Origin of the sequence: Actinosynnema pretiosum (genome assembly GCF_024171695.1) — a bacterium.
GTDB lineage: Bacteria > Actinomycetota > Actinomycetes > Mycobacteriales > Pseudonocardiaceae > Actinosynnema > Actinosynnema pretiosum.
In genome coordinates this window covers 248,735-268,667 of the sequence record NZ_JAMTCF010000008.1, presented here as the reverse complement: position 1 = coordinate 268,667, position 19,933 = coordinate 248,735, and the positions used below count along the sequence as shown (strand labels likewise).

At 73.5% G+C, this 19,933-nt stretch carries 12 protein-coding genes and 1 pseudogene; 5 read left to right on the top strand and 8 right to left on the bottom strand.

The genetic code is table 11. The annotated features are described in order from the left end of the window. Positions 1–157 precede the first annotated feature (157 nt). From LV78_RS18555 to LV78_RS18540, 4 genes are all read left to right on the top strand, one after another. Positions 158–889: a response regulator transcription factor gene (locus tag LV78_RS18555; protein WP_253846653.1), complete on the top strand. Its 732-nt coding sequence runs from the start codon at positions 158–160 to the stop codon at positions 887–889. Further along, a complete protein-coding gene (locus tag LV78_RS18550) occupies positions 867–2,351 on the top strand; it encodes a sensor histidine kinase (RefSeq protein WP_253846514.1) in 1,485 nt (494 codons plus the stop codon). Before LV78_RS18555 ends, LV78_RS18550 begins: the two co-directional genes overlap by 23 nt. Before the next feature lie 86 nt (positions 2,352–2,437). Next, complete coding sequence (locus LV78_RS18545; protein WP_253846513.1) at positions 2,438–4,354, top strand: ArnT family glycosyltransferase; 1,917 nt, start codon at positions 2,438–2,440, stop codon at positions 4,352–4,354. Between the two features lie 38 nt (positions 4,355–4,392). After that, positions 4,393–5,655, top strand: a complete 1,263-nt coding sequence (locus LV78_RS18540) for a bifunctional glycosyltransferase family 2/GtrA family protein (RefSeq protein WP_253846512.1) — start codon at positions 4,393–4,395, stop codon at positions 5,653–5,655. 354 nt (positions 5,656–6,009) lie between these two features. Here LV78_RS18540 and LV78_RS18535 read toward each other — a convergent pair whose 3' ends face one another. From LV78_RS18535 to LV78_RS18515, 5 genes are all read right to left on the bottom strand, one after another. Then, a complete protein-coding gene (locus LV78_RS18535) occupies positions 6,010–7,197 on the bottom strand; it encodes a hypothetical protein (RefSeq protein WP_372494956.1) in 1,188 nt (395 codons plus the stop codon). Between the two features lie 489 nt (positions 7,198–7,686). Further along, positions 7,687–9,465 carry an aspartate--tRNA ligase gene (gene aspS / locus LV78_RS18530; RefSeq protein WP_253846510.1) on the bottom strand — a complete coding sequence of 593 codons (1,779 nt, stop codon included), beginning with the start codon at positions 9,463–9,465 and terminating at the stop codon, positions 7,687–7,689. A gap of 182 nt (positions 9,466–9,647) precedes the next feature. Continuing rightward, positions 9,648–10,841 (bottom strand): S8 family peptidase, encoded by a 1,194-nt coding sequence (locus LV78_RS18525; protein ID WP_253846509.1) that lies wholly within the window; start codon positions 10,839–10,841, stop codon positions 9,648–9,650. A 265-nt stretch (positions 10,842–11,106) separates the two neighbouring features. Beyond that, positions 11,107–12,252, bottom strand: coding sequence for a S8 family peptidase (locus tag LV78_RS18520; RefSeq protein WP_253846508.1), 1,146 nt, complete (start codon positions 12,250–12,252; stop codon positions 11,107–11,109). 40 nt (positions 12,253–12,292) lie between these two features. Further along, on the bottom strand, positions 12,293–13,483 hold the full coding sequence (locus LV78_RS18515) for a S8 family peptidase (RefSeq protein WP_253846507.1): 1,191 nt from the start codon (positions 13,481–13,483) through the stop codon (positions 12,293–12,295). A 358-nt stretch (positions 13,484–13,841) separates the two neighbouring features. Between LV78_RS18515 and LV78_RS18510 the strand changes: the two genes are divergently transcribed. Beyond that, positions 13,842–14,810, top strand: a complete 969-nt coding sequence (locus LV78_RS18510; RefSeq protein ID WP_253846506.1) for a hypothetical protein — start codon at positions 13,842–13,844, stop codon at positions 14,808–14,810. A 40-nt stretch (positions 14,811–14,850) separates the two neighbouring features. Here the strand turns inward: LV78_RS18510 and LV78_RS18505 are convergent, their stop codons facing one another. The 3 genes and pseudogenes from LV78_RS18505 to LV78_RS18495 all read right to left on the bottom strand — a co-directional run bounded on the left by LV78_RS18505 (position 14,851) and on the right by LV78_RS18495 (position 19,899). After that, complete coding sequence (locus tag LV78_RS18505) at positions 14,851–16,011, bottom strand: acyl-CoA dehydrogenase family protein (RefSeq protein WP_253846505.1); 1,161 nt, start codon at positions 16,009–16,011, stop codon at positions 14,851–14,853. Positions 16,012–16,394: 383 nt separating this feature from the next. After that, positions 16,395–18,296 (bottom strand): annotated as a pseudogene (locus LV78_RS18500) (acetyl/propionyl/methylcrotonyl-CoA carboxylase subunit alpha); the annotation flags it as partial. A 7-nt stretch (positions 18,297–18,303) separates the two neighbouring features. After that, complete coding sequence (locus tag LV78_RS18495) at positions 18,304–19,899, bottom strand: acyl-CoA carboxylase subunit beta (RefSeq protein ID WP_253846504.1); 1,596 nt, start codon at positions 19,897–19,899, stop codon at positions 18,304–18,306. Positions 19,900–19,933 lie beyond the last annotated feature (34 nt).

Genomic DNA, 19,933 nt, shown 5'->3' with positions numbered 1-19,933 from the left:
CTGTGCGTCTGGCGAGCGTCCCCCGGACGGACGACGGACGCAGCTCCGACCACCGGGAGAGACGCCGCTCCACGAGGCGCGACCCCCGCACAGCTGTTACACAGGATCGTCACAGGAGCGGCTCAAGCGGGTGACCGAGGATCGGGGGGTGCGCCCAGTGACACAGGGGAACAGCTCCCCCGAACTCCGCCGCCCCGACGGCAGCCCCGTGCGGGTGCTGGTCGTCGACGACGAGTCCACGTTGGCCGAGCTCATGACGATGGCCCTGCGGATGGAGAAGTGGGAGGTGCGCACCGCGCTGGACGGCACGTCCGCCGTGCGGGTGGCGCGCGAGTTCCGCCCCGACGCCGTGGTGCTGGACATCATGCTGCCCGACTTCGACGGCCTGGAGGTGCTGCGCCGGATGCGCACCGAGGCCCCGATGCTGCCGGTGCTGTTCCTGACCGCGAAGGACGCCGTCGAGGACCGCATCGCCGGGCTGACGGCGGGCGGCGACGACTACGTGACGAAGCCGTTCAGCCTGGAGGAGGTCGTGCTGCGGCTGCGCGCGCTGCTGCGCCGCACGGGCGTGACCGAGTCGGGCGCGGGCACCGAGCTGGTGGTCGGCGACCTGGTGCTGGACGAGGAGACCCGCGAGGTGCGGCGCGGCGACGACCAGGTGGAGCTGACCGCGACCGAGTTCGAGCTGCTGCGGTTCCTGATGCGCAACCCCAAGCGGGTGCTCAGCAAGGCGCAGATCCTGGACCGGGTGTGGAGCTACGACTTCGGCGGGCAGGCGAACATCGTGGAGCTGTACATCTCCTACCTGCGCAAGAAGATCGACGCCGGGCGCGCGCCGATGATCCACACGATGCGGGGCGCGGGCTATGTCCTCAAGCCGGCCACGTGACACCCGCTGGCGCACCCCGGCCCGCTGGCCGCTGCGCGCCAGGCTGATCGCCGAGCAGGTCGTCCTGCTGTCCCTGGTGTGCGTGATCATCGGGGTGGTGACCGGGTTCGCGCTGCGGGACTTCCTGGTGCAGCGGTTGGACCAGCAGCTCACCCAGACGGCGGGCCGGACGGGGTTCGGGCCGATGATGGACGGCGGGGGCCAGCGACCGGGCCCCTCGGACCTCCTGGACGACCACCCGCTGGACAACCCCGGTTTCGGGCCGGGCACCCTGTTCAGCCGGGTGCGGAACAGCCAGCTGAAGGCCGACCGGGTGAACTCCTCCGGTGTCTCCGAGACCATCTCGGACGAAGCCGCGCTGGCGGTGCTGTCGGCCGTGCCCCAGGACCGCAAGCCCAGGACGGTCGAGCTGGGCGCGCTGGGCAGCTACCGGGTGGTGGCGGTGCCCACCCCCAACGGCGCCGCCGTGACCGGGCTGCCGCTGTCCGAGGTGAACAGCACCGTCCTGCGGATGGGCCTGATCCTGGGCGGGGTGGCGCTGGGGGGTCTGATCACCGTGGGCCTGGCGGGCGCGCTGATCATCCGCCGCACCCTGGAGCCCCTCGAACGGGTCGCCGCCACGGCGGGCCGGGTGGCCGAGCTGCCGCTGCACGAGGGCGAGGTGGCGCTCGCCGAGCGGGTCCCGGCGGCCGACGCGACGCCGGACACCGAGGTCGGCCAGGTCGGGCTCGCGCTGAACCGGATGCTCGGGCACGTCGGGGACGCCCTGTCGGCGCGGCACGCGAGCGAGACGCGGGTGCGGCAGTTCGTCGCGGACGCCTCGCACGAGCTGCGCACGCCGCTGGCCGCGATCCGGGGCTACGCCGAGCTGACCAGGCGCAGCCGGGACTCGGTGTCGCCGGAGATCGCGCACGCGATGGGCCGGGTCGAGTCCGAGGCGGTGCGGATGACCTCGCTGGTGGAGGACCTGCTGCTGCTGGCCAGGCTGGACGCGGGCCGTCCGCTGGAGCTGGGCGAGGTGGACCTGTCGCGGCTGGTCGTGGACAGCGTCAGCGACGCGCGCATCGCGGGCCGCGAGCACGACTGGCGGTTGGCGCTGCCCCCGGAGGCGGTGACCGTGCGCGGCGACGCGGACCGGGTGCGCCAGGTGCTGGCGAACCTGCTGTCCAACGCCAGGACGCACACCCCGCCGGGCACGACGGTGACGACGATGCTGAACCCCGGCCGCGCGGGCTGGGTCGACCTGGTGGTCGCGGACGACGGCCCCGGCATCCCGGAGGCGCTGCTGCCGGAGGTGTTCGAGCGGTTCGCGCGCGGTGACAGCTCGCGCTCGCGCGCGGCGGGCAGCACGGGCCTGGGCCTGTCGATCGTGGCGGCCGTGGTGTCGGCGCACGGCGGCGCGGTCCGGGTGGACAGCAGGCCGGGCGCCACCCGGTTCACGGTGTCGCTGCCCGCGGGCTGAGACCGGCCACCGCACCGGCCGGCCCGCACAGCCGCAGCACAGGGTTCGCACAAGACCCGCTCAGTCCGCGCCGACAAGCTCGCACCATGCGCAGCACGCGGGCCGCGATCAGGCCACACCTCCCGCTCCTGGTGCTCCTCCTGGGCACAGCGGTCCTCTACCTCTACCGGCTCGGCGACTCCGGGTGGGCCAACGCCTACTACTCCGCCGCCGCCCAGGCCGGTGCGACGAGCTGGAAGGCCTGGTTCTTCGGCTCCTCCGACGCCTCCAACGCGATCACCGTCGACAAGACCCCGGCGAGCCTGTGGTTCACGGGGCTGTCCGCGCGCCTGTTCGGCGTGAACGCGTGGGCGGTCCTGGTCCCGCAGGCGCTGATGGGCGTGGGCAGCGTGTGGCTGCTGCACGCGACGGTCAAGCGCACCAGCGGCGAGGCGGCCGGGCTCCTCGCGGGCGCGGTGCTGGCGCTCACGCCGGTCGCGGTGCTGATGTTCCGGTTCAACAACCCGGACGCGCTGCTCGTGCTCACGCTCGTCGCCGCCGCCTACTGCACCGTGCGCGCCACCGAGTCGGCGAGCTGGCGGTGGCTGGCGCTGGCCGGGGTCGCGGTGGGGTTCGGGTTCCTGGCCAAGATGCTCCAGGCGTTCCTCGTGCTCCCCGCGCTCGGCCTGGTGCACCTGCTGGCGGCCCCGACCACGTGGGGCCGCAAGGCGCTGCACCTGACCGGCGCGCTCGGCGCGGTGGTGGTGGCGGGCGGCTGGTGGGTGCTGGCCGTGGAGCTGGTGCCCGCGTCCGAGCGGCCGTACATCGGCGGGTCGCAGGGCAACAGCGTGCTGGAGCTGGCGCTCGGCTACAACGGGCTGGGCAGGCTCACCGGTGACGAGGTCGGCAGCGTCGGCGGCGGCGCGGGCGGCGGCTGGGGCGGCACCGGGTGGGCCCGGCTGCTCGGGTCGGAGATGGGCGGTCAGATCGCCTGGCTGCTGCCGACCGCGATCGTGCTGCTGATCGCGGGCTGGTGGGCCGGGACCCGGCGCGACCGGATCGGGCTGGGGCTGTGGGGCGGCTGGCTGCTGGTCACCGGCGGGGTGTTCAGCTTCATGAACGGCATCATCCACGCGTACTACACGGTGGCGCTGGCGCCTGCGATCGGCGGGCTGGTCGGCACGGGCGCGGTGGCGCTGTGGCGTCGGCGCGAGGACCCGGTGGCCGCCGCCGCGCTGTCCGGCGCGGTCGCGGTGACCGCGCTGCAGTGCTACCTGCTGCTGCTCGACTGGTCGTCGCCGCTGGCGATCGCCGTGCTGGTGCTGGGGCTCGTGGCGGCGATCGGGCTGTTCCTGCCGCGCGTCGCCCCGGTGGTCGCGGTGGTGCCGGTGGCGCTGGTCGCGGTGCTGCTCGGGCCGGGCGCGTACTCGGTGGCCACGGCCGCGACCCCGCACTCCGGCGCGATCCCCTCGGCGGGACCGGCGGGCTCCGGCACGGGCGGGATGCCCGGCGGTGGCGGACCGGGCGGTGGCGGCCAGGGCGACGGGGGCCGGGGCAACGGCGGACGGGCCACCCGGCAGGGCACGACCGGTGGGCAGGACAACCAGGGCGACGGGGGCGCCCGGCAGGGCGGCACGGGCATGGGTGGTGGCATGGGCGGACTGCTCAACGCGCCCACCCCCGGCGCCGGGCTGACCGCGCTGCTCCAGCAGGACGCCGCGAGCTACGACTGGCCGGCCGCCGTCATCGGCTCCAACAACGCCGCCGGCTACCAGCTCGCCGCGAACGTCCCGGTCATGGCCCTCGGCGGTTTCAACGGCACCGACCCGGCCCCCACCCTGGAGCAGTTCCAGCAGCACGTCGCGGACGGTCGCGTGCACTACCTGATCGCCGCTCAGATGATGCAGGGCGAGTCCGGCAGCGACGACGCGCACCGCATCGGCGAGTGGGTCGCCGCGAACTTCACCGCCACCACCGTCGACGGGACCACCGTCTACGACCTCACAGCGCAGGCACAGCGGTGACCAACCCGCCGCCCAGCCACGGCCCCGACAGTGGCCCCATGACCCTCCCGACCCACCCCGCGCCGCCCGCGCGCACCGGCACGACCGTGCTCGACGTCGTCGTCCCGGTCCACGACGAGGAGCGCGCCCTCGCCTCCTCCGTGCGCGCCCTGCACGCCAACCTGACCGCCCGGTTCCCGCACAGCTTCCGCATCACGATCGCCGACAACGCCAGCACCGACGCCACCGCGCGGGTCGCGGACCGGTTGGCGCTGGAGCTCGACGAGGTGGTGGCCGTGCACCTGCCGCAGAAGGGCAGGGGCCGGGCGCTGAGCGCGGTCTGGTTGGCCTCGGACGCGCAGGTGCTGGCGTACATGGACGTCGACCTGTCCACGGACCTGGCCGCGCTGCCCCCGCTGGTCGCGCCGCTGATCTCCGGGCACTCCGACATCGCGATCGGCAGCAGGCTGGCGCGCGGGGCCCGCGTGGTGCGCGGGCCGAAGCGCGAGTTCATCTCCCGCTGCTACAACCTGATCCTGCGCGCCTCGCTGTCCGCCGGGTTCACCGACGCGCAGTGCGGGTTCAAGGCGATCCGGGCGGACGTGGCGCGCCGCGTCCTGCCGCACGTGCGCGACACCGGCTGGTTCTTCGACACCGAGCTGCTGGTGCTGGCCGAGCGGGCGGGCGCGCGCATCCACGAGGTGCCGGTGGACTGGGTGGACGACCCGGACAGCCGCGTCGACCTCGTCGCCACCGCGCTCGCCGACCTGCGGGGCGTGGCCAGGCTCGGCAGGGGGCTGCTGAGCGGTCGGCTGCCGATCGCTCAGCTGAGCGCCCAGCTCGGCCGCGCGCCGCTGGAACCGGCCACGCCGGGCGTCCCGCCGGGGTTGCTGCGGCAGCTCGTGCGGTTCGCGGTCGTGGGGGTGGCGAGCACGCTGGCGTACCTGCTGCTGTTCGCGCTGCTGCGGGACGGGATCGGCGCGCAGTGGGCGAACCTGGTGGCGCTGCTGGTGACGGCGATCGCGAACACCTCGGTGAACCGCCGCTTCACGTTCGGCGTGCGCGGCAAGCGGGGCGCCGGGCGGCACCAGCTGGAGGGGTTGCTGGTGTTCGCGCTGGGGCTGGCGTTCACCAGCGGCGCGCTGGCGCTCGCGCACCGGGCGGCCGATCCGGGCGGGCGCGCGGAGCTGATCGCGGTGGTGGGCGGCAACCTGCTGGCGACCGTCGTGCGGTTCCTGCTGCTGCGCAACTGGGTCTTCCGGGGGAACGGGAAGAAAATCGGGAACGCCGAGCAACCTCGGGTAGGGGTTGGAGCGTCCTAGTTGTGAGTGATCACCCCTGTCCTGACGGGAGACGGGACAGCGGTGGTGGCGGCAACGGCGTCGGCCCCGGTGGTCGGAGCGCGCGGGCTTTCGCAGGGACCGCAGCGAACCACACCGGGGCCGGGGCCACTTCATCGGTCAAGGACCGTTGAGGGAAAGGGCTTTCTCCGCTAGGAGCGGTGGTCGCGGTTCGGGAGACGCGGCCACCGCTTCGCCATTTTCCAGGTGCGGTGGGAAGAACCGGGCGGCACGGGCGGCGGAGGCTCGGGCGGCCAGCTCGCAGTGGCCGGAGCTGACACGACGGTGGGCGCCGAGGCCGGAGCAGTTGCCCTGGCCGGTGGTCGGCGCGTCCCGCTATTCGCGGAACGCGGGGTACAGCGGCAGTTCCAGCGCGGAGTCCCCGTGCCGGGCGACCAGCGCGTCCACGATCTCCTCGGCGAACGCCGCCACGTGCTTCACCCCGAGCCCCAGCGCCTCGGTGCGCAGCCGGACCCACCGGGAGGTGAGGATCTGGGTGCGCGGCGGCACGTCGAGCCGCTTGCCGTGCCCGCCCTGGCCCCGGCCGCCGAGCGAGGGCAGCCCGCGCCAGGTGCCCAGCCACAGCCACAGCAGCTGCGCCTCCAGCAGCCTGGGCAGGAACACGTCGTCGTCGTCCAGGTCCGGCCACACCGAGGACACCTCGGCCCGCCACGCGGCGAGCATCGCCTCGGACATGCCGGGCGGCAGGCCGTAGGCGCACCAGCAGGACGGGAACGGCACGCGCAGGCAGGCGGCGTCGAACACGATGTCGCGCACGCACCCGCCCTCGAAGTCCAGGAACCGCACGCCGCGCCCGGTGACCAGGTGGTTGTCCGGGCAGGACGTGGACGGGCTGAACGCGCGGTGCCGGGAGGTGCCGAAGCCGCGCACCGCGTGGTCGGCGAACTCCAGCACGGACGTCGGCGTGTCCACGTCCAGCACCTCGCGCAGCAGGTCCGGCAGCCCGGACAGGGCGACGTGCAGGTCGACCGCGACCGGGTCGGCGCAGCACTGGCTGCCCTGCCTGCGCATGAGCGCGTCGAAGTCGGCGTCGCGGCCCGCCGTGGTGGCGTGCAGCCTGCCCATGGCGTGCGCCCACGACAGCAGGCCGCGCTCGGCGACGCGCGCGTCGGAGCCCAGCAGCTTCTCGGCCAGGCGCGGGGCCTTGCCCAGGTCCTCCAGCACCACCAGGCGCTTGCGCGTGTCCTGCGCGAACAGCTCCGGAGTGGCCCGCTCCTCGGCGGGCAGCGCGGTGAGCAGCTTGTGGCTGGCGGCCTCGTGCGCGAACGGGTCGCGATCGGCCACCTGCTCGGGGTAGCGCTTCACCACGAGGGTGCGCGGCAGCGAGAAGGGCGTGGACGCGACCCTGACCCTGGCCACGGTGGACCGGCCCGCGCCGCCGAGGTTCTCGGGGTCGGCGAGCGTGACGCGGGCGCCGAAGCGACCGCTCAGCACGGTCTCCGCGGCGCGGACCGCGTCGAGCAGTCCGGGTTCGACGTCCACAGGGCTAGCGGTGGTCTCCACGCTCATCCCCTCCGACCCTACCCCTGATGAGCACAGCGCCGACGATGTGACAGCACACGTTCGAGCACCGTGACGGTAGTGCGCGTTCCGCACCGGGGCCACCACTCGTTGATAACGGAATCCCGCACGCGGTGCCACCTCCTGACCCCGACTTCCCAGAGCCCGGGCGGGATTGTGGGGTCGCCGGACCGGGGAAAGCACGCACCGCAACCGGTTCCGCACGCAGCGCGCACCCCGGTGACCACACGCGACGCGGCGGACCCCGCTCCCGACAACGGTTCCGGCGGGTGCCGGAACCGGCGTGCGGCGCAGCGACGGGGAGTCCGAACGCTGGGCGCACGACCGACAGCGGGGAGTGACAAGTGACACGCGGCAGGTTTTGTCAGCCGCACCCCGGAAAACACGCCGAACGCGCCGAAGCGCCACCCCCGACAACGGGGAGCGGCGCTTCGGCGGGCGTTCGGTCCGGTCGGACCCGCGTCGGTCCGGTCAGGCCTGCTTCGGCGCGGCGGGCTTGGCGTCCACGCCCGCCTCCTTGCGCTGCTGCGGCGTGATCGGCGCGGGCGCGGCGGTCAGCGGGTCGTAGCCGCCGCCGCTCTTCGGGAACGCGATGACCTCGCGGATCGAGTCGGCCCCGGACAGCAGCATGGTGATGCGGTCCCAGCCGAACGCGATGCCGCCGTGCGGCGGGGCGCCGAACTTGAAGGCGTCGAGCAGGAAGCCGAACTTCTCCTGCGCCTCCTCCTCGCCGATGCCCATGACGTTGAACGCGCGCTGCTGCACGTCCGCGCGGTGGATACGGATCGAGCCGCCGCCGATCTCGTTGCCGTTGCAGACGATGTCGTAGGCGTAGGCCAGCGCGTTGCCGGGGTCGGACTCGAAGGTGTCGATCCACTCCGGGGTGGGCGAGGTGAACGCGTGGTGCAGCGCGGTCCACTTGCCGCTGCCGACCGCGACGTCGTCGCCGATCTTGTCGACGGCCTCGAACATCGGGAAGTCCACGACCCACACGAAGGACCAGGAGCCCTCCTCGATCAGGCCGACCCGGTTCGCGATCTCCACGCGGGCCGCGCCGAGCAGGGCGCGCGCGCCGTCCGCGTCGCCCGCGCCGAAGAACACGCAGTCGCCGGGGTTCGCGCCGACGGCCTTGGCCAGCCCGTCGCGCTCGGCGTCGGACAGGTTCTTGGCGACCGGGCCGCCGAGCGTGCCGTCCTCGCCGACCAGCACGTACGCCAGGCCGCGCGCGCCGCGCTGCTTGGCCCACTCCTGCCAGGCGTCGAGCGTGCGGCGCGGCTGGGAGGCGCCGCCGGGCATGACGACCGCGCCCACGTACGGGGCCTGGAACACCCGGAAGGGGGTGTCCTTGAAGTACTCGGTCAGCTCGGTCAGCTCAAGGCCGAAGCGCAGGTCCGGCTTGTCCGAGCCGTACTTGGCCATCGCCTCGGCGTACGAGATGCGGCGGAACGGCTGCGCGATCTCGTGGTCGCCCAGCTCCTTCCACAGCGCGGTGATGATCTTCTCGCCGAGCGCGATGACGTCGTCCTGCTCGACGAAGCTCATCTCGATGTCGAGCTGGGTGAACTCCGGCTGCCGGTCGGCGCGGAAGTCCTCGTCCCGGTAGCAGCGGGCGATCTGGTAGTACCGCTCCAGGCCGCCGACCATGAGCAGCTGCTTGAACAGCTGCGGGGACTGCGGCAGCGCGTACCAGGAGCCGGGGCGCAGGCGCGCGGGCACCAGGAAGTCGCGGGCGCCCTCGGGGGTGGAGCGGGTCAGGGTCGGGGTCTCGACCTCGACGAACTTCTCCCCGTGCAGCACCTCGCGGGCGATCCGGTTGGCCTCGCTGCGCAGCCGCATGGCCTTGGCCGGGCCGGAGCGGCGCAGGTCGAGGTAGCGGTGGCGCAGCCGCGCCTCCTCGCCGACCTCCAGGTGCTCGTCGAGCTGGAACGGCAGCGGGGCCGACTCGTTGAGGACCTCGAACTCGGAGGCGTAGACCTCGATCGCGCCGGTCGGCAGGTCGGGGTTCTCGCTGCCCTCGGGACGGCGGGAGACCTCGCCGACGACCTTGAGCACGAACTCCGAGCGCAGCCGGTGGGCGCGCTCGGCCATCTCGCCCTCGCGGAAGACCACCTGCGCGACACCGGAGGCGTCGCGGAAGTCGATGAAGATCACGCCGCCGTGATCGCGCCTGCGGGCCACCCACCCGGTCAGGGTGACGGACTGCCCGGCGTGCTCGGCGCGGAGCGTCCCGGCCTCGTGCGTGCGCATCACGGGTACTGCTCTCCTCGTGGTAGATCAACTTTAAGTTGAACAACTTATTGCTGATCGCAAGGCTAGCCATCGCCGACGACCGACGCGAACCACATCCCCCGGACACCCGCGAACGCGGCCGAGGCCGCCCCCGTTCGGGGACGGCCTCGGTGCGAGCGGTCGAGCGGTCGAGCGGTCCGACGTCAGGCGGTCGGCGCCAGGTACAGCAGGCGGTTCGGGGAACCGGTGCCGGGGCTGGTGACCTTGCCGGTGGTGGCCTGGTTGATCAGGTAGGTGGCCACCTGAGCGGGGGTCGCCGTGGGAGCGGTCGACAGGTAGCGCGCCGCCGCGCCCGCGACGTGCGGGGACGCCATCGAGGTGCCGGAGATGGAGTTGGTCGCGGTGTTGGAGGTGTTCCACGCCGAGGTGATGGCGCTGCCCGGCGCGAAGATGTCCACGACGGCCCCGTAGTTGGAGTACGACGCGCGGGCGTCGGTGCTGGTGGTCGCGCCGACGGTCAGCGCCGAGGCCACGCGGGCGGGCGAGTAGTTCGAGGCGTTGGCGTTGCTGTTGCCCGCCGCGACCGCGTAGGTGACGCCCGCGCTGATGGAGCTGGCGACCGCGTTGTCCAGCGAGGTGGACGCGCCGCCGCCGAGGCTCATGTTGGCGACGGCGGGCTTGACGTGGTTGTTGGTCACCCAGTTGATGCCCGCCACGACGCCCGCCGTGGTGCCGGAGCCCGCGTTGTCGAGCACGCGGACCGCGACGATCTGGGCGGCCTTGGAGACGCCGTAGGAGGCGCTGGACACGGTGGCCGCGACGTGCGTGCCGTGGCCGTTGCCGTCCTGGGCGACGTTGTCGCCGTCGACCGCGTCGTAGCCGTTGACGGCGGTGCCGCCGAAGGCGTTGTGGGCGATGCGGACACCGGTGTCGATGACGTAGGCGCGCACGCCGGAGCCGGTGGAGGTGTAGCTGTACGAGGAGTTCAGCGGCAGGTTCCGCTGGTCGATGCGGTCGAGGCCCCACGACGGCGGGTTGGTCTGCGTCGCCTGGATGCTGAAGACCTGGTCCTGCTCGACGTACTCGACCGACGGGTCGGCGGCGAGCCGCTTGGCCGCGGACTCGGACAGCGACACGGCGAAGCCGTTGATGCTGCTGTAGGTGTGCTTCACCTGGCCGCCGAAGCGGGAGGTCAGCTTGGCGGTGACCGCCTCGGTGGAGGAGGCGGCGGTGTAGCCGTCCTTCAGCTTCACGATGAAGCTGTTCTGGACCTTCTGCTCGGCGTCCGCCGAGAGGATCTCACCGGTGGCGGCGGAGGCCGGGGTGGCCATGACGCCCATGAGCAGTGCGGCCGTTCCGACGCCGGCCAGGTACCGGTGGTGTCGAGACTCCAACATGCGGTGTCCGTTTCTCGAATGGGTGGAACCACACGACGAACCGGTGCTTTGCAGGGACCGGTTGTCACGCAGTGCCACCTTGCCCTCGCTTACGGTTATCGACTCTAGGAAGAAAGCACGGCCGTCCGGAAGAGTGAAAGATTGCCAGTTGTCGGGGGGTTAATAAGTGCCTTGACCTGCCCTTTCTCACATGCCGAGGCATCTGCTAACGGGTGGTGAACAGCCGTTGCGCGATCCTGGGCAACGGCTGTCCACCCCCTATCGGTCAGAGTTGCGGCGGCCAGTGGAGCAGCTTTCCGCCCCACGGCTGGGGCGTCGCCCAGAGGACGATCGCCGCGTGCACCTGGGCGGGGGTGGCGGTCGGGTTGGCGTGCAGGTAGCGGTTGGCCACGCCGGTCACCTGGGCGGTGGACATGGACGTGCCGCTGAGGGTGTTGGTGGCGGTGTCGCTGGTGTGCCAGGCCGAGGTGATGGACTGGCCGGGCGCGTAGACGTCGACGACCGGGCCGTAGTTCGAGTACGGGGCGCGGGCGTCGGTGCTCGTGGTCGAGCCGGAGGTGATGGCGGCGGCCACGCGGGCGGGCGAGAAGTTCGCGGCGTCGCCGTTGCTGCCACCGGCGGTGACCGAGGCGGTGACGCCGGAGTTGATCAGGGCCTGGACGGCGCTGTCGAGCGCGGCGGACGCGGCCCCGCCGAGGCTGAAGTTGGCGGTGGCGGGCTTGACCGCGTTGAGCCGCACCCAGTTGACCGCCTGCACGACCCCGGCGGTGGTGCCGGAGCCGCTGGCGTCGAACACCCGGACCGGGCAGATGCTGACGTTCTTGGCGACGCCGTAGGTGCTGCCCGCGATGAGCCCGGCGACGTGCGTGCCGTGGCCGTTGAGGTCCTGGGCGATCTCGTCGTTCTCGACCACGTCCCACCCTGGGCAGATCCGGCCGCCGAACTGCTGGTGGGTGATCCGCACGCCGGTGTCCACGACGTAGGCGCGGGTGCCCTGGCCGGTGGTGGTGTAGCCGTACTGGGCGTTGAGCGGCAGGGCGACCTGGTCGAGCCGGTCGAGGTGCCACGGCGGGTTGGTCTGGACCGCGTACGGCCGGACCACCTGGTCCTGCTCCACGAACTCGACGTCGGGGTGCGCGGCCAGGCGTCTGGCCTGGCGGTCGGTGAGGGTGGTGGTGAAGCCGTGGAACGCGCCGTCGAGGACGCGCTCGGCGCGGACGCCGGGGGCGAGGAGGCCGGAGCCGTCGAACCGCGCGGCGTCGGCGGCGGGCTTGAGCTTGACGATGAAGCTGCCGGGGACCGCGTCGGGTGAGGCGGCGGACAGCACCCGGCCTTCCTCGGCCGACGCGGGCGTGGCGAGCGCGACGACCGCGATGGCGGCGGCGAGCAGGGGGACGTGGTTGCGCGACATGGGGTTCACCTCGTTCTCGATCGGTGGGTCAGGGGTCGGGTCAGAGGGTCGGGGGGCAGTGCAGGAGGCGGTTGGGCGAGCCGGTTCCCGGCGCGGCGACGATGCCGGGGGTGGCGTAGGAGATCAGGGCCGCCTGCACCTGGGCGGGTGTGGCGGTCGGGTTGGCCTGGAGGTGGCGGGCGACGCAGCCGACCACGTGCGGGGTCGCCGTCGGGGTGCCGCTGCGGGTGACGGGGGAGCCCACCGAGGTGATGGAGGCGCCGGGCGCGAAGATGTCCAGGACGGCGCCGTAGTTGGAGGACGACGTGCGGGCGTCGGTTCTGGTGGTCGCGCCGACCGTGATCGCCGAGGCGACGCGGGCGGGCGAGTACGACGCGGCGTTGGCGTTGCTGTCGCCCGCCGGGACGCCGACGGTCAGGCCCCGGCTGACGGCCGACGCGACCGCGTTGTCCAGCGCGGTGGAGGCGCCCCCGCCCACGCCGAGGTTGACCGCGGCGGGGCGGGCTCGGCCGGTGCTGACGTAGTGGTTGACGGTCCAGTTGATGCCCGCGACGAGGCCTGCGGTGGTGCCGGAACCCGCGTTGTCGAGCACCCGCACCGCGATGATCCGGGCCTGCTTGGCGACGCCGTAGGTGCTGCCCGCGATGATCCCGGCGACGTACGTGCCGCTGCCGTTCCCGTCCTGGGCGACGTTGTCGTTCTCGACCGCGTCGTAGCCGTCGACCGCCCGGCCGCCGAACTCGGGGTGGGCGATCCGCACCCCGCTGTCGATCACGTAGACGTCGACCCCGAGGCCGGTGCTGGTGTAGGTGTACGAGTTGTCCAGCGGTAGATAGCGCTGGTCGATGCGGTCGAGCCCCCAGGACGGGACGGGGCTCTGGGTGGTGGTGGCGGTGAACCGCTGGTCCTGCTCCACGAGCGCGACCGCCGGGTCGGCGGCCAGCCTGCGGGCGGCGGCGGGGCCCAGGCGCGCGGAGAAGCCGCGCAGGGCCGCGCCGTAGATCCGCTCGGCGCGCCCGCCGTAGCGGGCCGCCAGGGCGTGGGCCGAGGCGGTGACGTCCTGGGCCGAGAGCTCGGTGTCCTTGAGCTGCACGACGTAGCTGCCGGGCACGGCGAGCGCCGAGCCCTCGGCGAGCACGGTCCCGGTGGGCGCCGCCTGGGCGGGTGGAGCGGTCAGCGCCAGCCCGACGGTGACCGCCGCCACACCGGCGGCGAAGGTGTTCTTGCGCATGACGAGTGGTCCTGTCGTTCGCAGGGAGGCGGCGGAACGGACCCCGCGTGCGGCTTCAGGGGTGGAGCCCGACCGACCGCGCGGGGTGTGCGTCCGATCACCCCGCGTCACCGACAGTAGGTGCGTTTCCCCTGGTCGGGAAGCGGCCGGACGCCCCAGCGGCAGTGCTGCGGGCGGAGTGGAACAGGGCCTTCACACGGCCTCTGTTAATGAGAATTCAAACGTCCACGGCGCGTACTATTTGCCCGACCGATACGGTTCAATTCACACCGGGAAACCCGATCGGCTGTACCGATCGGACGTTTTAGCACGATACCGTCACTCGCCTTGTCTTGTTCGCGCGAGCACGGGAGTGGAGATGTCTGCGCAAGTCGTCGGCCGGGAATCACCGGTGGGTGATCCGGGCAGGATCGGCGGGGGCGGCGACCCGTTCGCCTGCGCATTGCGGACGGCTATCCGCGCCAAAGGGCTGAGCCTGGAACGCATCCAGCACCGGCTGCGCGGCCGGGGCAGCACCGTGAGCATCGCGGCGCTGAGCTACTGGCAGTCCGGTCGGCGCAGACCGGAGCGGCCGGACTCGCTGACCGCGCTGGCGCACCTGGAGGAGATCCTCGACCTCGGCGAGGGCGCCCTGCGGTCCCTGCTGGGACCCCCGAGACCGAGGGGCAAGGCGCGGCCGAGGCCGGTGCCCGCGTCCAGCCCGCTGGGCTGGGTGGCGGACGCGTCCGCGTCCGAGCCGATGGCCGAGCTGCTGGCCGACGTGGACACCAGCTCGGACCACGACCTGACCCGGCTGAGCCTGCGCGACCAGGTCGAACTGGCCATGGACGGCAGCACCCGGCGGGTGCGGTCGCGGCAGGTCCTGCGGGCCGAGCGCGGTGGCGTCGACCGGGTCCTGCTCGGCTACGACACCCGCCTGCCCGGCGACCCGCTGCCGGTCATCGGCACGCTGCGCGGCTGCTCGCTGGGCCGGGTGGCGACCGACGCGCGCAACGGCCTGATGATCGCGGAGCTGCTGTTCGACCGGCCGATGCGGCGCGGCGAGCGCACCGCCGTCGAGTACGAGCTGATCTACGTGGCCCCGCACCACCCCACGTTCGACAACACGCACACCCGGCGGTTCCGGCACACCGTGAAGGAGTACGTGCTGGAGGTCCGCTACGACTCGCGCTGCCGACCGGTGCGGTGCGAACAATTCACGTCCGGTTTGACCGACGTCGAACCCGCCGAAGTGCGGGAAACTCCGGTCGACGCGTGGGGCTATGCCTACGCGGTGGCGGTGGACTTCGGTCCGGGAGTGGTGGGCTTGCGCTGGGAATGGGCGTGAGCAGTTCCACACCAATCTGCACCTGGCAAACGCAACTCGGTCAATAGGAGCGCGGCAACCGGAGGGTGTGCTGCGCCACGAAGTTCAGGATCATTTCCCGGCTGACCGGCGCGATTCGGGACAACCGGGACGCGGTGAGCAGGGCGCCCAGTCCGTGCTCGGTGGACAACCCGTTGCCCCCGTGCACCTGGATGGCCTGGTCCACCGCTGCGGCGACCGCCTCGCCCGCCGCGTACTTGGCCATGTTCGCCGATTCGCCCGCCTCCCGGTCCCGCCCGGCGTCGTAGAGCGCCGCGGCCTTCTGGGTCATCAGCCTGGCCAGCTCCACCTGCACCGCCACCTGGGCGAGCGGGTGGGCCAGTCCCTGGTGCGCGCCGATGGGGACGTCCCAGACGGTGCGGGTGCGGGCGTAGTCGGCGGCCTTGGCGAGCGCGCGGCGGGCGGTGCCGGTCGCGTAGGAGGCGGCCATGATCCGCTCCGGGTTGAGGCCCGCGAACAGCTGGTCCAGGCCTGCGGACGGGTCGCCGACGAGGGAGTCGGCGGGCAGCCGGACGTCGTCGAAGAAGCAGGTGAACTGCTTCTCCGGCGAGACCAGCTCCATCTCGATCTCGTGCCGGGTGAAGCCGGGGGCGTCGGTGGGCACGACCAGCAGCGAGGGCGCCAGGCGCTGCCCGGAGGCGTCGACGTGGCGGGCGACGACGAGGACGGCGTCGGCCTCGTCGACGGCGGAGATGTAGTGCTTGCCGCCGGTGAGCAGCCAGTCGTCGCCGTCGCGGCGGATGGTGGTGGTCAGGCGGTGCGCGTTGGACCCGGCCTCGGGCTCGGTGATGGCGAAGGCCATCTTCGTGGTCCCGTCGGCGAAGCCGGGCAGCCAGCGGGCCTTCTGGGCGTCGGTGCCGAAGCGGGCGAACACGGTCGCGCAGATGGCCGGGGACACCACGAGCAGCAGCATCGGGCACCCGGCGGCGGCCAGCTCCTCGCAGACGGCGGCCAGGTCCCCGATGCCGCCGCCACCGCCGCCGTGCTCCTCGGGCACGGCGACGCCGAGGTACCCGAGCTTCCCGGCCTCGGCCCACAGCTCGTGCGTCTTGCCGCCGGACCGGGCCTTGTCGAAGAAGTACCGCTCGCCGTACCGGGAGGCGAACGCGGCGACGGCCGCGCGCAGGTCGGCCCGCTCGGCGGATTCGGTGAACGCGGTCACGGCTGCTCCTCGGGGGTGGTGGGGACGGCGGGGTCGGCGGGTGGCGGTGCGGCGGCGGGTGGGCTCGGCACGGTGGGTGGTGTAGTCCGGTCGACGGGGGCGGCGGGTACGGCGGCGGCAGGGCCGGTAGTAGCCGGGCTGGCGGCGGCAGGGCTGGCGGCGGCAGGGCCGGCGGTCGCCAGACCGCTGGGCGCCGGGGCAGCGGCAGCCGGGACGGTGGCGGTCTGGACGGTGGTCGCCGGATCGGCGGCGGCCGGACCAGCAACGGCCGGGTCAGTGGCAGCCGGGTCGGTGACAGCCAGGCCGCTGGTCGCCGGATCGGCGGCAGCCCGGCCCGCTGGAGCCGGACCAACGGCCGCCAGCCCGCCTGCCCCCGGTTCGCCCGCCGGTTCGAGCACCACGAGCACGTCGCCCTCGGCGACGCTCTGCCCCTCCGCCACCGGCACGGCGGCGACCACCCCGGCCAGCTCGGCGCGCACCCGGTGCTCGACCTTCATGGCCTCCAGCACCAGCAGCAGCTCGCCCTCCCCCACCGTCGCGCCCTCCGCCACCTCCACCCGGACCACCACACCGGGCATGGGCGCGGTCGTGGTCCCCGCAGGCGTCCGGCGCTCGGGCTCGGGGTGCCGGGGCAGCGGGGTGAGCGTCACCGGGCCGACCTCCACCCGGTCGCCGGGCCCCGGCTCGCCGGACGGGTCGGGCGGCGGGTAGTGGGTGACCGACCACGCCGTCTCCACGCCCCCGTGCCGCAGCCGCACCACGTCCGGCCCGACCGCCACCACCTCCACGTCCAGGCTCGTGCCGATCCCCCCGCGCGTGCGCAGGTAGTCCACCTCCACCCGCTCGCCCCGGTGCTCGAACGCCACCCGCACCGGCTGGGACGCCAGGTTGCGCCACCCGCCGGGCAGGGCGGTCGCCCGGCAGGCGGACCGGGCGAGCGCGGCGGCCAGCGCGGCGTGCCGCACGTCGACCGGCCGCGTCCCGAACAGCTCGGCGCGGTGCTCCTCCAGGAACCCGGTGTGCGTGTCCCCCCGGCCGAACGCCGGGTGCCGCAGCACCGCCACGAGCAGGTCCCGGTTGGTGGTGACGCCGTGCAGCTCGGCCCGCTCCAGCGCGGCGGCCAGCTTGCGCACGGCGGCGGCGCGGGTGGGCCCGTGCGCGATCACCTTGGCGAGCAGCGGGTCGTAGCGCACGCCCACCGCGCTGCCCGCCTCCACGCCGCTGTCGACCCGCACGTCACCGGGCACGTGGAACCTGCGCACCACCCCGTGCGAGGGCAGCCACCCCCGCTCCGGGTCCTCCGCGCACAGCCTGACCTCGATCGCGTGCCCGGACGGCGGAGGCGGCTCGGCGGGCAGCCCGGCGCCTTCGGCGATCGCGAGCTGCCAGGCCACCAGGTCGACGCCCCGCACCAGCTCGGTCACCGGGTGCTCGACCTGCAACCGGGTGTTGACCTCCAGGAAGTGGAACTCCCCCGCCCCGTCGAGCAGGAACTCGACGGTGCCCGCGCCGGTGTAGCCGATGGCGCGCGCGGCCCTGACCGCCGCCGCGCACAGCCGCTCCCGCAGCTCGGGCCCGACCGCCGGGCTCGGCGTCTCCTCCACCAGCTTCTGGTGCCTGCGCTGGATCGAGCACTCCCGCTCCCCCAGCGCCCACACCACCCCGCGCCGGTCGGCGAGCACCTGCACCTCCACGTGCCGCGCGCCCTCCAGCAGCGGCTCGCAGAACACCGTCCCGTCGCCGAACGCGGACGCGGCCTCGCGCCGGGCCGCGTCGACCTGCCCCGCCAGCTCGGCCGCCTCGCGCACCACCCGCATCCCGCGCCCGCCACCCCCGGCGGACGCCTTGACCAGCAGCGGGAACCGGTCGGCGGCAACCGGGTCCAGGTCGGGCAGCACCGGGACGCCCGCCTCCCGCATCACCCGCTTCGCCGCGACCTTGTCGCCCATCGCGGCGATCACCTCGGGATCGGGCCCGACCCAGGTCAGCCCGGCGTCCAGCACGGCGCGCGCGAAGGCGGCGTTCTCGGCCAGGAACCCGTAACCGGGGTGCACCGCGTCCGCCCCGCTCGCCAGCGCCGCCGCGACGAGCAGGTCGGCGCGCAGGTAGGTGTCCGCCGGGTGCTCGCCGGGCAGCCGCACCGAGGCGTCGGCCTCCCGCACGTGCGGCTCGCCCGCGTCCGGGTCCGAGTGCACGGCGACCGGGGAGACGCCCGCCTCCCGGCAGGCCCGGATCACCCTGCGGGCGATCTCGCCCCGGTTGGCCACCAGCAGTCTGCCGATCATCAGCACCTCACATCCGGAAGACGCCGAACCGGTCCGCGCCCGCGACCTCGCCGCTGTGCGCGGCGGACAGGCACAGGCCGAGCACGGTGCGGGTGTCGCGCGGGTCGATCACGCCGTCGTCGTAGAGCCGCCCGGACAGGAACGGCGCGAGCGACTGCGCCTCCACCTGCTCCTCCACCGCGCGCCGCATCGCCGCGTCGCCGTCCTCGTCGTACGGCACGCCCCGCGCCGCAGCCGCCTGGCGCGCCACGATCGACAGCACCCCGGCGAGCTGCGCCGGTCCCATGACGGCGGACTTGGCGCTGGGCCAGGAGAACAGGAACCGGGGGTCGTAGGCGCGCCCGCACATGCCGTAGTTGCCCGCGCCGTAGGAGGCGCCCATGACGACGGTCAGGTGCGGCACCCGGCTGTTCGCCACCGCGTTGATCATCATCGAGCCGTGCTTGACGATGCCGCCCTGCTCGTAGCTCGCGCCGACCATGTAGCCGGTGGTGTTCTGCAGGAACAGCAGCGGGGTGGCGGAGGCGTTGGCGAGCTGGATGAACTGGGCGGCCTTCTGCGCCTCCTGGCTGAACAGCACGCCGCGCGCGTTGGCCAGCACGCCGACCGGGTAGCCGTGCAGGTCGGCCCAGCCGGTGACCAGGCTCGTGCCGTAGTCGGGCTTGAACTCGTCGAAGCGGGAGCCGTCGACCAGGCGGGCGATCACCTCGCGCGGGTCGAACGGGACGCGCAGGTCGGTGGGCACCAGGCCGAGCAGGTCCTCGGGGTCGTGCAGCGGCTCGTCCACCGGGCCGGGCGCGCGGCCGAGCTTGCGCCAGTTCAGCCGGGCGACGACGCGGCGGGTCAGGCGCAGGGCGTCGACCTCGTCGCGGGCCACGTGGTCGGCCAGGCCCGAGGTGGAGCCGTGCATGTCCGCGCCGCCGAGGGACTCGTCGTCGGCGACCTCGCCGGTGGCCATCCTCACCAGCGGCGGACCGCCGAGGAACACCTTGGCGCGCTCGCGGACCATGATCGTGTGGTCGGACAGGCCGGGCACGTACGCGCCGCCCGCCGTGGCGTTGCCGAAGACGGTGCTGATGGTGGGGATGCCCGCGGCGGAGAGCCGGGTGAGGTCGCGGAAGGCCCGGCCGCCGGGGATGAAGATCTCGCTCTGGCTGGTGAGGTCCGCGCCGCCGGACTCGACCAGACCGATCAGCGGCAACCGGTTCTGGGCGGCGATGTCGTTGGCGCGCAACGACTTGCGCAGCGACCACGGGTTGGTGGAGCCGCCGCGCACGGTGGCGTCGTTGGCGGTGATGACGCACTCGACGCCGGAGACGACGCCGACGCCGGTGACCAGGCCGGCGCCCAGCGGGTGCTCGGTGCCCCAGGCGGCGAGCGGGGACAGCTCCAGGAACGGGGCGTCCAGGTCCAGCAGCAGCTCGATCCGCTCGCGGGCGAGGAGCTTGCCGCGCTTGCGGTGCCGGTCGACGTACTTCGGGCCGCCGCCCGCGAGGACCTTGGCGTGCTCGGCGTCCAGGTCGGCCAGGCGGGCGAGCATCGCCTCGCGGTTGGCTCGGTGCTCGGCGGAGTCGGGGTCGACGGCGGTGGGCAGGGTGGTCACGTCCGCGCTCCCTGGTCTGCTCCCGTCGCCGGGT